The following is an 11893-nucleotide window of genomic DNA, read 5'->3' as shown; positions in this document are numbered from 1 at the left end:
GTTGTAGGACACCCGGCACCTCCGACAGGTTAATGGGGCTTGAGACGATAACGACTACTGCGTTTACGTAACGTCCCGGCAGAAAAGAGCTGTTCGAGCGCATTTCTGGCTTTTTCCAGCGGCCAGCCAAAGTGGGCAGCCACTTCTCCTGCCGTCATTCCCTGACGTACTGATGTTAACAGCGCCAACAACTCGTCAGCAGATTCCGCGACGATAACTGGCGCGTCGGGTTCCTTTACGGGTTGCTTCGGCTGGCGGTTAAAGCCAGTAACCAGCCACTGGGTGTCATCGTCTGGCCGACCGATCTCCTTACGGCTGATGACACGCCCGGTACGCATCGCGGCAGCACAACCTGCGTCCAGCGCAGCACGACACGCCGCCAGATCGCCTTCCACCACCAGCGTTAAGCGACCAGGGTCAAGCACTTCGTGACTGAGCAGACAAACGTTAGCTGCTTTGAGCATGGCCGCTGCATCTATCGCAGCGGCCATGCCGTCCACTTCCAGCAATCCCAGTGCATTGATCATCGGCAACCTCCATTACGCACGCTGGATTGGATTACGCGCGATTTCCAGCACTGCATCGGTAAAGGCGTTACAGGCCGCTTTACACGCTGCCTGGCTACCGGTTAAAAATGCTGCCGAGTAGTTAGTTTCAGACGGTGGCGGGACATAGGTCACCAGCTGTACGTCGGCAGATTTCAACGCTGCATCAATGCCGTAGGTCGCTTCCAGCGGCGGTGCCACCAGATACGCCATCGGATCGCCAAGCGTGATCCCGGCGGTTGATGAGAGATAAGAACCGGTACGCGAAACTACATGTGCCAGGAATGCCGTATCTTGCGCATCATTAGCCCACTGGAAAGCAGCGCCATTTTCAATATGCGCAACCATCGCATCCAGACCGGCACGCACTTCCGCCGGGTTTGGCCCACCAAGCATAATCAGTACTTCACCGGCAGTCGGTGACGGGCCGTGTGCAGCGCCCGCATACAGCGAGCGGCCATACACCACTTCTACCATCGCTTGTTTGGTCGCTTCGTCAGCCGCAATGTAGGTTACGTCATCGGAATCAGCAGAAATCAGCCCGAGGCTACGAATATGCGGCGGCAATTTCAGTTCACGCGCAAAATCGGCGTTAACGGAGGCAATCACCCGCATAGCGGTGACAGACGGTCGAATCAAATCTAAAGCTGGCATGATGCCTCCTTATCGGGTCATGTTGATGCCGGATGCTTTCTGCTCCAGCATACGTTTCGCCAAATCCACAATGACGGCTGCGGCTTCAACCGGCGGCGTGCCGCCCTGGTGAATGTTAGAGATACAGGTGCGATCGGCCTCAACGGTGGTCGCCATACGCGGCGAGTAAACGGCGTAGCAGGAGAGGCTTTCTGACTGACCCAACCCCGGACGTTCGCCCACCAGCAGGATCACTACTTTCGCGCCGAGGATCTCACCGATCTGATCTTCAATCTTCACGCGACCATAACGAACAAAGAATGGTGTACCGACTTTCAGCCCGGCCTGTTTCAGCCCCGCCATCAGCGGTGGCAGGATCTCTTCGTAGTTCACGGTGATCGCATCAGTTGACAGGCCATCAGAAATAACGACCTGTACGTCCGGATTAGCAACACACTGTGCTTTCAGCGCTTCAACAGCTTCTGCACACAGGCGGCGGCCCATATCCGGGCGAGTCAGGTAGAGATTTTTGTCGCTAATTTCAGAGCGTACTTCCAGCAAGCCCTGCGCTTTCACCCACTCTTCCGGCACTTCTTTAAGTACGGTATCTTTCGAACGAGAGTGATCGGCCAGGAAACGCAGCAACGCCTGGGTACGCGGACGCGGACCGGCACGACCGGTACAAACGCGGGCCACGGTGCTGCGACGCAGTTCTGTTAACACATCCGCACGATGTGGGTTTTCAACACCAATCCACGCTTTTGCTTCCGCAGAACCTAAATCCAGCGCACAGCTTTCCGAGGTCACCGGTGCCGCACAGGTGGTAGTGGCGCACTTTGCTTCTGACGGCGCGGGGGCCGTTTGTCCCATTGACGCCATCACGCTGCGTACAATTTCTTCAATCTGTTTTTGATCCATGATGTGTTATCTCCGCGTCATCAGAAGAACAGTGACGGATCGCCCGCCCGTTTGGTCAAGCGACCGTTTGCCATAATGCCCATGCTTTCCAGCCAGCGTTCAAACTCCGGTGACGGGCGCAGGTTGAGTAACTGACGCACAGTGGCAGTGTCGTGGAAGGCGGTGGTCTGGTAGTTGAGCATGATGTCATCGCCCAACGGCATCCCCATGATGTAATTGCAGCCTGCGGTGGCGAGCAGGATCATCAGGTTTTCGTTGAGGTTCTGGTCAGCGTCAGCGTGGTTGGTGTAACAGCAGTCACAGCCCATAGAGATGCCGCTCAGCTTGCCCATAAAGTGATCTTCTAAGCCCGCACGGATAATCTGGCGGTCGTTGTAGAGATACTCCGGCCCAATAAAGCCGACCACGGTGTTGACGATAAACGGATCGTAATGACGCGCCAGCCCATAGTTACGTGCTTCCATCGTCACCTGGTCTGCGCCGAAGTTAGCGCCAGCGGATAGCGCTGAACCTTGTCCGGTTTCGAAGTAGAGGCAGTTTTCCCCGGCGATACGGTTGAACTCTGCACCCACTGCGCGCGCTTCGTCGAGCATCGCCAGTTCCACGCCAAACTCTTTCAGCCCTTTTTCACTGCCACAGATACTCTGGAAAATCAGCCCGCCTGGTGCGCCACGACGAATCGCTTCGATCTGGGTGGTGACGTGCGCCAGTACGCAGCCCTGAGTTGGGATGTTGAATTTGTCGATCACGCCATAGATGGTGTCCAGCACGCGGCTTAAGTTTTCCACGTCGTCAGTCACCGGGTTAACGCCGATCACCGCATCGCCCACCCCGAAGGAAAGCCCTTCGTAGATTTGCGCGGCGATACTTTGCACGTCGTCACGGGTGTCATTTGGCTGCAAACGGGCGCTGAAGGTGCCCGGAATACCGATGGTGGTATTGGCCTTTTTGATTACCGGCATTTTCTTCGCGCCGTAGATCAGGTCCGCGTTGGAGCAAATCTTCGCTATCGCCGCGACCACTTCCGAGGTCAGCCCTTTGCGGGTAAAGGTAATGTCGTCCACGCTGGTTTCATCGCTCAGCACATACTCACGCAGTTCGCTGATGCTCCAGTTTTTAATCTGGTTGTAGGCCGTTTCGTTAACATCGTCCTGAATCAGCCGCGTCACGCAGTCATCTTCATAGGCAATCACCGGATTATTGCGGATGTCCGCTACGGTCATTTCCGACAACACCTGCTTTGCCGCCACGCGCTCCTGTGAACTTGCCGCTGCAACGCCTGCCAGCACATCCCCCGAACGCAGTTCGTTGGCTTTAGCCAGCACCTCTTTTACATCCTTAAACTGATATACATTGCCGAACAATGTGGTCTTTAGTTTCATAAGTCGTTCCCTCAGGAAGAAGTGATGAGTAACATTTCTTCCAGCATTCGAACAATTCTATTTCATCGTTAGCCCTTGTCCTGTAAGGTAATTGTCTTAACACGCCCGTTATTCATCATGCCGAACGCAACCGAACGCGCCGGATACATGATCGGGTTTATCCAGTCGTTACGTCGAGGTATCCGGTTTGAGCAAGACACCACTCACAGCAAAGGCCATCGCAGCCGCGCAGCCAAAAGACAAGCCCTATAAACTCACCGATTCACTGACGCCAGGACTGTTTTTGCTGGTGCATCCCAACGGCAGCAAATACTGGCGATTCAGGTATTGGTTGAATAAACGAGAGTTTTTGCAGGCCATTGGTGTTTACCCGCTAATCACACTCAAAGAAGCACGCAGACGCGCCACAGAGAGCCGATCTCTGATTGCTAATGGAATTAATCCAGTGGAAGAAGCACGCAAGGAAAAAGCCATTGATGCGCTCAACATGGCGGCAGGTTTTAAGACGGTAGCGGAGGACTGGCTGGCTACCAGGGTCAGCGGGTGGTCAGAGTCCTACACGAAACAGGTTAGATCGGCACTGGAAAAAGATGTTTACCCCGTGCTGGGGAAGCGGTCAATTGTCGATATAACGGCCCGTGACGTGCTGGAATTGCTTCAGAAGAAAGAGCGTACCGCACCGGAACAAGCCAGGAAGCTACGCCAGCGTATCGGGGAGATCTTCAAATTTGCCGTTATCACCGAACTGGTGGCAAGAAATCCGGTTGCAGATCTGAACACAGCACTAAAAGCCCGCCGTCCGGGCCACAACGCATGGCTGCAAATTAACGAAATTCAGGCGTTCTATGAAGCACTTGAGAGAGCCGGGAGCGTCCAGATTCAGACGGCAATACGTTTGCTCATATTGAGCGCTCTAAGGACGGTGGAACTGCGTAAAATGCGCTGGGAATGGGTTAACCTGGAAGACGCGATCATCACCCTACCCGCTGAAGTCATGAAGGCCCGTCGCCCGCATGTGGTCCCGCTATCACGGCAGGCGGTAGAGCTATTGCAGGACCAGTTTACTCGCACCGGATACAGCGCTTTCGTCTTCCCTGGTCGATTCATGGATAAGCCCTTGTCTGCCAGCGCGATACTGAAAGCCCTGGAGCGTATCGGATACAAGTCGATAGCCACAGCACACGGCTGGCGTACAACGTTCAGCACGACGCTTAACGAGTCCGGCAGGTACTCACCAGACTGGATTGAAATCCAATTGGCCCACGTCCCGAAGGGTGTACGCGGTGTATATAACCAGGCGGCCTATCTCAAACAGCGCCGTCAAATGCTTCAGGACTACGCCGACGCCATTGATTCAATACTGGCTGGTGAAGGTAATCCGCTGGAACCGTGAACTATAAGGCCGGATTCGTCCGGCTTTTCTTTCGCTAATTATTCCACTATTCCAATTAAGTGGAATAAATTATTCAATATCAAAAACTTACATCAATATTGCAACAATAAAAACGGTGGCTTATGATCAGATCATGATTTTCGGTATGTGAACAGCAAAAACAAGAAGCCCGGAAAGGCGGCAACCAATCCGGGCGATATGGGAAAAGAGATTAGGAGGTTTCCCCATGCGTAATAGTTTAGCAGTTCGCTTTAGCTTGCAGCAAGGCGAAGAATTATCACAGGAATATCAATTCATCAAATACGAAGAAGCGCCGGAACAGGTGCAAATAGCTTTTGATGATCAGCACTACGGCAACACTATCCGCTACGACGGTAAAAAATGGTTTCTCAATCCGGTAACAAATGCCATTCACGTATGTCAAATCATTACGCCAGTAAATAACAGCGCGGATAACGATTCGGCTATTGACGCTGAACTGGTGACAGAACCACTACCGCCAGTACAAGAAAGCGATGTAAAACCCGACGCCATCGATCTGACAGCAGAAGCCAGAGAGCGCAAACAACCGAAGCCGGAACAACCGCAAGCCAAGGATAACAAACAGTGGCACGGTAACACGGCGTATCTGAATACGTTTGCTTGTCATCTTCATGAAGTGCTACCACAGGCCATCTATAGCACATGGTGCGACAAACAAACGGCGGCACACTTCCACCTGCTTTACGCGCTTTGCTACCTGGCAAGCTACGAAAACAAAGATGAAGGTATCGAGCTTGGCGAGGTGTTATATGGTGCTGAAAAGATCACAAAGGGCGGCGTAGTACCTGGTTTCCATATGGCCCGATCAACGTTCGATATCAAGATTAACGAGCTTGAACAGTGGGGATTAATCAAGGTAACACGAGGTAAGAAACGTAAGGACGGGCAAGGCAACTTGCCGAACAGTATCAAACTGAACTTTAAGCCGTACAGTTTAAAATAATCACACTAGGCGGGCAATGTTCCCGCCTTTTCTTTGCCTCAATCCTATAAAATTCACATCCCGAAAATCGGTATCTGGGTATCCCGAAAATCGGTAAGTAATAATAAGTATTATCCTTAAAGGTAAAAACCATATAAGTAAGATCTATCTCTTCAAGAATGTATATATTCACTACGTTCATATATACATGAGAAGTTTCCCTTTCATGCAGTCAAAACTACATTCATCAGCATCGCTTTCTGCGCTCTCCTTCCCAGCAAGCTGGAAAGGCCCATTCACTCACGCACAACCTGCAAACCAGACCAACATACCATCATGGCGATTCGTTCATGGGTAGCGCGGGTATATCTCAAAGGGTGATTTCTTCTTGGTGGACCTTCGGAAGACTTCGAGCAATCGCCAGCTCAAAAGACGGTCTGGCAGTGATGGTTATCATCGACAGCATTGAGCGCTACCGCGCCAACTTACAGCAGCAGGATAACTACCGAAGGAAAACCCACGCCGAAAGGGATTGACTCACTGCAAAGCCAATGGGTTTTATCAGCGTATACAGACCAGACAGGAAACAGCAGCAAAGCAGCGTATAGCCAGGTGCAGACAGTACCATCATACAACGCACAGCAGGCTGAGGTGAACACTCAAACAGGTTTATCCCCGCAGCCGACCAACGCAAACCATCCTGACCGTGCCAAATTCGAACGGAATGGTGCCTGTAACGCGATGAACACATATAACCGCTCACTTGCTTACCTGAAAACTTCACGTCGCCACAGAGCGATTTAGACGCATTATAATTGATGCGATTTCATTAAATTTTCACCAGACACCGGAACAACGCCGATTAATCCAGGAATGGATTCATCGACATGCGCCGCTTTCCCCGCAGAACAGTCTCGCCTGAATAGTCTCACCAACCAGATTTCAGATTGTCCAATCAGGCACGTCTCATTAAACGACAGAATGCGGCCTACAACGCCATCGCTGCCGATCTCGTTTGAGCAAGGTGCTGAGACTGAATGACGGACGCCCACTCCTCAGAGCTGAGGAATCGCCACACAGAACGCTGAGATCTGATATTACCGCCGCACCATTCCACGCCAGACGAATCAATCTAATCACACCTGAGCAAATGCATTGCCAAAAATTAAGGCCGTCAGAATGCGTTATATTGCGTTTAAACGGCATCTAATTTTAATTAGTTTTGATGTGGTGATTGCAGGCAAAAAAAATCCCGCCGGAGAGAGCGGGGAAGTGAAATCAATCGTTGTAGTTATAGATCACATTTTGAGTAAGGGTTACCAGCCCTTGAGTAATATTATCCCTGTATTACGTGAGATGCGCAATTATTTTTTGCTAATTAAAAGTTTTGTAAACATTACAGAATATCCCCTTTCCCTATATGGTAAAAGATGTGAAACAGGGACATGAGGAATATAATATTAAGTATCAACAGTAATGTTGGTCTTTAATTTCATTCAGGGCGCGGTGAGGGTTTTCCCATATTTTTCCTCACCGCTACTTTTTGAGGTGAGAACATGAATGATAGCGAATTAATGACGGTGAGCGAGGTAGCCGCTTTATTCGGCGTTACCCGACGCACTATATTCCGCTGGCTGAACAAGATTAAAGGTTGGCCCGTTCCGGTTACTCCGGTCGGTGCACGAATTAAGTTTATCCGATCTGAGATTTTGGAATTCTATAAAAACAAAGGCGCTCGCCACCAATGAAAACAGCTACTGAGATTATCAAATAACCTATTGATTTAATAAGCTAGCTACCGCAATTTCTGAAGGAATAGGCAGCATGAAAATCAAAGCAAACACAATTAAAGAAATAACATCAATCAAAGTAAAAGGAGCAGATGCCATGCATTCATTAGACAGTTATTTTCAGCGCACGACAGCCCCTAAATCAGCCGCCCAGGAACGCCGTGAGGAATTCCAGGAAAAAGTGATGCGTTCTGCTGATTATATTGCGGACAAGTTCGTGGAAACGGTTCGGCCACTTGTTGATGAAGTAGCTGATAAACTTCAGTCTGAAATGCCGGAAGACATGGAAGGCACTGCAAAGGCGCGACTCCTTTTTGAATTAAGTCGTCGTTTCGGCGTGTCAATAAGCACTTTTAAATAATCGGAGGAGAAAAGACAATGGACGCATTTGATGTACTGACAAACAAAGGCGATGAACTGGTAGCACAGCGTGATAAAACCGCCAACGAAGGGGAACGCGCACTGTTAAATAAGCAGATTAAAGCGATCCGTATGGCCCAGTTTAAATTAATCAGCAATGAAGTTATCGAAATAATTAAACCGCAGATCCCACAAATCGTTGCTGACGCTATTAAAGCCGCCGGACTGGAGAAACGCATTGCCGGGCTGAAAACGAACGCAGAGAAAATGGAGATGCACAAACAGAGCGGTGCTCCGACTCCGGATGAGTACTTCTCACCGGATGCTGAGTTTATGGCGCAGGTTGAGGAACGTCTGGGTAGCTGTCTCACCGAGGAACAGCGTCGCTATTTTGATGGAGTGGATAGTTCGGCAGGTATTGACCTGAACTCGTGTTTCGGTCGTGAAATTGAGCATTTTGATGCCGCCCCGTCTATGCCGGAGCCAGAACCAGAAATGGCCGCCGATCCTGAAGCTGAGCAACGGAAACGCGTATTCAATGCGATAGGGATTCGGTACTGATCGGATAAAAGAAAGCCGGGAATTACCCCGGCTGACTTAACAATGTGACCAATGAACAAATCGGACAAGACAAACAGGATAAGCAGTCTCGAAACAATGTTCGGGAACTATATTAGCACAAGTCCGGAGAAAATCATCATGTTGGCACTACGCATCATGCAGGGCATCGCTAAGACCCTCGCAGAACATGTCTTAGACCTGAAACATTCGCCACTGAGCAAACAGGCCATGAAGCGCCAAACGCTTCGTCTGTGGGCTGAATATTCGCTTGGAACTATCAATAAAATCATCGACATGAAATCGGGGCCGAGCAACCAGAGCGCGGAGGAAATGGAGTTCATCAGGCGTTTAATTCTCATTCGCAGAGATATTCATAGCCAGTTACACAGCGTGGGAATCGATATTAATGATGGGACGGGCGATTAATTTTCGGACAAGTACAATGCGCGCGCGAGGAGCTGAACATGAAGCAAGATATTGCAGACAGGCTGGAGATACTCGAAGGCCAGCGGGCAGAAGCGAAACAACTACGTAAGCAGGCCAGAAGAGCGCACAGGAACTACGAAGCAGAATCACTGACCGCTTTCATCAACTTCACAAACCGTTGCATCCAGGAGTGTTACAGGGAGGATGCAGAAAACTGGCTGGATTCATTGCCAGAACAGACTCTGCATGAACTGAACGGCGACCAGTAAATAAATCCAGTACGTTTCCCGCAGTGCGCATAACGTACATTATGTGAAAAACGATATGGATGTATATCAGTATTGATTTCATTGAGAAAACTGGGTTTTCAGTGGCACAGACAAAGAAGCATAGCTGATACAGCTTTATAAGCCATTGATTCTATTAAGTGATGTTTTTTGTGATTGGTTGAAGCAAACCAAAACACGATGCCACTGAAGCGTTAATAAACTGTTTCAATGTGAAATTATTAGAGTAAAGAACAATTTGGAGGGTCCGCAAACGCGGATAACAATATCATGAGTGGAAATCTCGGGACCATATACTACGAGGTCGATGCCCGCACTGGGAAACTTCTTATCGCGCAACAGCAGGCGGAAGAGGCGTTCGATCGCATTGAACGAGGAGCGCGGAAGGCTGATAGCGGCGTCAAAAAGTTAAATACGCAGATGACTAAAACATCAGCCGCAGTCAAAACCAACCTTTCCCCGGCAATCCGTAACGCATCATACCAGATCGCAGACCTTGCCACTCAATTGCAGATGGGCGGTAATGCGCTTCAGGCGTTCGCTGTGCAGGGTGCGCAGTTATTAGCTGGCTTTGGCACGATGGGCGCGGTAGCTGGCGCGGTGCTGGCTATCGCTGGCGCTATGGGTGGAAGCCTGGCACAAGGCGCTGATAGTGCAGCCGGATCGGTTGAGTATCTGGACAAGGCGATCACCAAACTGAACGAGGTCATAGCTGTAAATGAACAGGGCGTGACGGTGATGAGTGATAGTTACGCCAGACTTTCTAAGGTTAACGCTGAAGTAGCGAAACAGATGCGGAACATGGCTGAAATTCAGGCAATTGCAGCACTGCGTGACCTGAAAGAACAGGCAAGCCAGGCACAGGGGGAAATGTCGTCATTCTGGCGCAGCTTGCAGGGTGGTAAAGCTGACGCAGCAGCAGCAGCACAGGCACTTGATGATCTTGGAATCACAACCAACGACTACAAAGAGGCGATAGCCATACTGAACGCCAATCAGCCGGATACACAGGCGCAAATGGCAACGCTAGCCAAATCCGTGATGTATGTTGGAGAGCAATATGATCTGACCAACCAGCAAGCATACGAATTTATACGCGCACTAAATAAGGCCGCGACAACGAAAACGCCGGAAGCCATGCAGGAGCTATCTGGCTTCATGCAGGTTTTGCTTCAGGATACCGAAAACGGTAACGAGGCATTCCGTGAACTGGCTATCAAATTCGTCGATGCACAAACCAAAGGCGCAATGTTGGAGGACCAACTAAACCGACTGAAAGGCGCTATTAGTGACGCAGCCACAGAAGCCAGAAACGCAAACTTTACCACTATGCTCAACACCGTCGCCGCACGCCTGGCAACCATTGAGCAAGGTTGGGAGGCAGGCGTTAGGATGCAGATGAAAGCCCAGGGCTACACTGAAGAGCAGATCGATGAATATGTGAACATGGAAACGGCGTACCGTGATGCAAAAGCCGCTTTGGACGAGAAGAACAAGGCCGACCGTGAAGCTATTGCGCTATCCAAACGCCAGGCCGCAGAAGCAGCCCGCAAGGCAAAACAGGAAGAAGCTGAAGCACAACGCAAGGCCAAACAGTTAGCCGCGCAGAAGGAGCAGGCAGGACGCTTTACGCAGCAAGTAATGACGGAATACCTGACGACCGTAGATCCGGCAACAGGCAAGGCGTTTAACCCTGCCGCACAAGTAGAAATGCAGGAGCAGCAGAAGAAAGCGGCGCTGGATAAATACAGACAGTTGGGCGTCCTGGATGAACAGCAGTACCAGAACACGCTAACCGCCATCCAGAAAACCGCGTCAATGCGCCGCCAGCAAATCATCAAAGACGAGGCCGACACGTTATTCAACAATCAGCAACAGTTGATCGGCACATTTGGCGATTTCTTCGGTGAACTGTCTGGAGTCATAGCAGACGGTGCAGGTGAGCAAAACGCGGCATATCAAGCGCTATTTGCTGTGCAGAAGGGTTTTGTATTGGCATCAGCAGCTTTAAGCCTTCAGAAAGCGCTTGCTGAGGCAAACGCCTTGCCTTTCCCGGCTAATCTTCCGGCCTATGCGCAAGCTATGTCAGCAGGTACGCAGATCATTTCAGCTATTCGTGGAATAGCTTTCGGTGGCGGACGCTACAACGGCGGCGCGGTTGGTGCTGGCAACCTGTACCGCGTGGGTGAACACGGTAAGCCTGAGATATTCAAGGCGAACAATGGCAGCCAGTACATGATCCCAGGTGATAACGGTCGCGTGATAAGTAATCGTGACATTGGCGGCGGTGGCGGCGTAACAATCAACAGCCCGATCACCATTAACACTACGAATGGCTTCAGTGATGAAGACTCAAGGCGTCTTGAGGAAGCGATGAAGCGCGTAGCTATGGGCGTTTGCAGGCAGGAGTCAACCAGACCGGGAGGAATGTTAGCCCCGCGCCGTCGTTAACCAAATCCCACGCCAGGGGAACAGACTGGCGGACCTTCAAAGACGGTCGCACACCGTGTTTGACATAATTTATTGTTTTTTGCTTGCTCTTATTATTGCAGCCGTTAGGGTAATGACTCCAACTTATTGATAGTGTTTTATGTTCAGATAATGCCCGATGACTTTGTCATGCAGCTCCACCGA

At 50.6% G+C, this 11893-nt stretch carries 14 protein-coding genes; 9 read left to right on the top strand and 5 right to left on the bottom strand.

Going from position 1 to position 11893, the window contains the following annotated elements; genetic code table 11:
- Window positions 1-29: 29 nt before the first annotated feature.
- From eutK to eutB, 4 genes are read right to left on the bottom strand one after another with little or no spacing between them, the layout of a single operon-like run.
- Window positions 30-527, bottom strand: coding sequence for an ethanolamine utilization microcompartment protein EutK (gene eutK / locus OQV04_RS13765; protein ID WP_032281397.1), 498 nt, complete (start codon window positions 525-527; stop codon window positions 30-32).
- Between the two features lie 12 nt (window positions 528-539).
- On the bottom strand, window positions 540-1199 hold the full coding sequence (gene eutL, locus OQV04_RS13760; RefSeq protein ID WP_001111027.1) for an ethanolamine utilization microcompartment protein EutL: 660 nt from the start codon (window positions 1197-1199) through the stop codon (window positions 540-542).
- Window positions 1200-1208: 9 nt separating this feature from the next.
- Window positions 1209-2096 carry an ethanolamine ammonia-lyase subunit beta gene (gene eutC / locus OQV04_RS13755; RefSeq protein WP_000372367.1) on the bottom strand — a complete coding sequence of 296 codons (888 nt, stop codon included), beginning with the start codon at window positions 2094-2096 and terminating at the stop codon, window positions 1209-1211.
- 20 nt (window positions 2097-2116) lie between these two features.
- On the bottom strand, window positions 2117-3478 hold the full coding sequence (eutB, locus tag OQV04_RS13750) for an ethanolamine ammonia-lyase subunit alpha (RefSeq protein ID WP_032281398.1): 1362 nt from the start codon (window positions 3476-3478) through the stop codon (window positions 2117-2119).
- A 187-nt stretch (window positions 3479-3665) separates the two neighbouring features.
- Between eutB and OQV04_RS13745 the strand changes: the two genes are divergently transcribed.
- The 9 genes from OQV04_RS13745 to OQV04_RS13705 all read left to right on the top strand — a co-directional run bounded on the left by OQV04_RS13745 (window position 3666) and on the right by OQV04_RS13705 (window position 11710).
- Window positions 3666-4871, top strand: coding sequence for a tyrosine-type recombinase/integrase (locus OQV04_RS13745; RefSeq protein ID WP_032281399.1), 1206 nt, complete (start codon window positions 3666-3668; stop codon window positions 4869-4871).
- A 226-nt stretch (window positions 4872-5097) separates the two neighbouring features.
- Window positions 5098-5856 (top strand): hypothetical protein, encoded by a 759-nt coding sequence (locus OQV04_RS13740; protein WP_247806748.1) that lies wholly within the window; start codon window positions 5098-5100, stop codon window positions 5854-5856.
- A 1158-nt stretch (window positions 5857-7014) separates the two neighbouring features.
- Window positions 7015-7284, top strand: coding sequence for a hypothetical protein (locus OQV04_RS13735; RefSeq protein ID WP_001268866.1), 270 nt, complete (start codon window positions 7015-7017; stop codon window positions 7282-7284).
- A 107-nt stretch (window positions 7285-7391) separates the two neighbouring features.
- Complete coding sequence (locus tag OQV04_RS13730) at window positions 7392-7583, top strand: helix-turn-helix domain-containing protein (protein ID WP_032281402.1); 192 nt, start codon at window positions 7392-7394, stop codon at window positions 7581-7583.
- 76 nt (window positions 7584-7659) lie between these two features.
- On the top strand, window positions 7660-7986 hold the full coding sequence (locus OQV04_RS13725; RefSeq protein ID WP_000692633.1) for a hypothetical protein: 327 nt from the start codon (window positions 7660-7662) through the stop codon (window positions 7984-7986).
- A gap of 17 nt (window positions 7987-8003) precedes the next feature.
- Window positions 8004-8546: a hypothetical protein gene (locus OQV04_RS13720; protein ID WP_032281403.1), complete on the top strand. Its 543-nt coding sequence runs from the start codon at window positions 8004-8006 to the stop codon at window positions 8544-8546.
- A gap of 138 nt (window positions 8547-8684) precedes the next feature.
- Complete coding sequence (locus OQV04_RS13715; protein WP_001373377.1) at window positions 8685-8972, top strand: hypothetical protein; 288 nt, start codon at window positions 8685-8687, stop codon at window positions 8970-8972.
- Between the two features lie 38 nt (window positions 8973-9010).
- Window positions 9011-9241: a hypothetical protein gene (locus tag OQV04_RS13710; RefSeq protein WP_000806590.1), complete on the top strand. Its 231-nt coding sequence runs from the start codon at window positions 9011-9013 to the stop codon at window positions 9239-9241.
- Between the two features lie 288 nt (window positions 9242-9529).
- Window positions 9530-11710 carry a hypothetical protein gene (locus tag OQV04_RS13705; protein ID WP_101969488.1) on the top strand — a complete coding sequence of 727 codons (2181 nt, stop codon included), beginning with the start codon at window positions 9530-9532 and terminating at the stop codon, window positions 11708-11710.
- 123 nt (window positions 11711-11833) lie between these two features.
- On the opposite strand, the gene OQV04_RS25080 is transcribed toward OQV04_RS13705, so the two are convergent.
- A partial coding sequence (locus OQV04_RS25080; protein WP_071528444.1) for an IS1 family transposase occupies window positions 11834-11893 on the bottom strand: 60 nt, incomplete at its 5' end.

It is taken from the genome of Escherichia sp. Lx600-2 (genome assembly GCF_036662595.1).
Taxonomy (GTDB): Bacteria; Pseudomonadota; Gammaproteobacteria; order Enterobacterales; family Enterobacteriaceae; genus Escherichia; species Escherichia coli.
This window is presented reverse-complemented; position numbering and strand designations above follow the sequence as displayed.

Bases quoted from the DNA above. Each gene is read 5' to 3' on its own strand.
- OQV04_RS13710 (WP_000806590.1), top strand. From the start codon at position 9,011: ATGAAGCAAGATATTGCAGACAGGCTGGAGATACTCGAAGGCCAGCGG.
- eutL (WP_001111027.1), bottom strand. From the start codon at position 1,199: ATGCCAGCTTTAGATTTGATTCGACCGTCTGTCACCGCTATGCGGGTG.
- eutC (WP_000372367.1), bottom strand. From the start codon at position 2,096: ATGGATCAAAAACAGATTGAAGAAATTGTACGCAGCGTGATGGCGTCA.
- eutK (WP_032281397.1), bottom strand. From the start codon at position 527: ATGATCAATGCACTGGGATTGCTGGAAGTGGACGGCATGGCCGCTGCG.
- OQV04_RS13720 (WP_032281403.1), top strand. From the start codon at position 8,004: ATGGACGCATTTGATGTACTGACAAACAAAGGCGATGAACTGGTAGCA.
- OQV04_RS13705 (WP_101969488.1), top strand. From the start codon at position 9,530: ATGAGTGGAAATCTCGGGACCATATACTACGAGGTCGATGCCCGCACT.
- OQV04_RS13740 (WP_247806748.1), top strand. From the start codon at position 5,098: ATGCGTAATAGTTTAGCAGTTCGCTTTAGCTTGCAGCAAGGCGAAGAA.
- OQV04_RS13730 (WP_032281402.1), top strand. From the start codon at position 7,392: ATGAATGATAGCGAATTAATGACGGTGAGCGAGGTAGCCGCTTTATTC.
- OQV04_RS13725 (WP_000692633.1), top strand. From the start codon at position 7,660: ATGAAAATCAAAGCAAACACAATTAAAGAAATAACATCAATCAAAGTA.
- OQV04_RS13715 (WP_001373377.1), top strand. From the start codon at position 8,685: ATGTTGGCACTACGCATCATGCAGGGCATCGCTAAGACCCTCGCAGAA.
- OQV04_RS13735 (WP_001268866.1), top strand. From the start codon at position 7,015: ATGCGTTATATTGCGTTTAAACGGCATCTAATTTTAATTAGTTTTGAT.
- eutB (WP_032281398.1), bottom strand. From the start codon at position 3,478: ATGAAACTAAAGACCACATTGTTCGGCAATGTATATCAGTTTAAGGAT.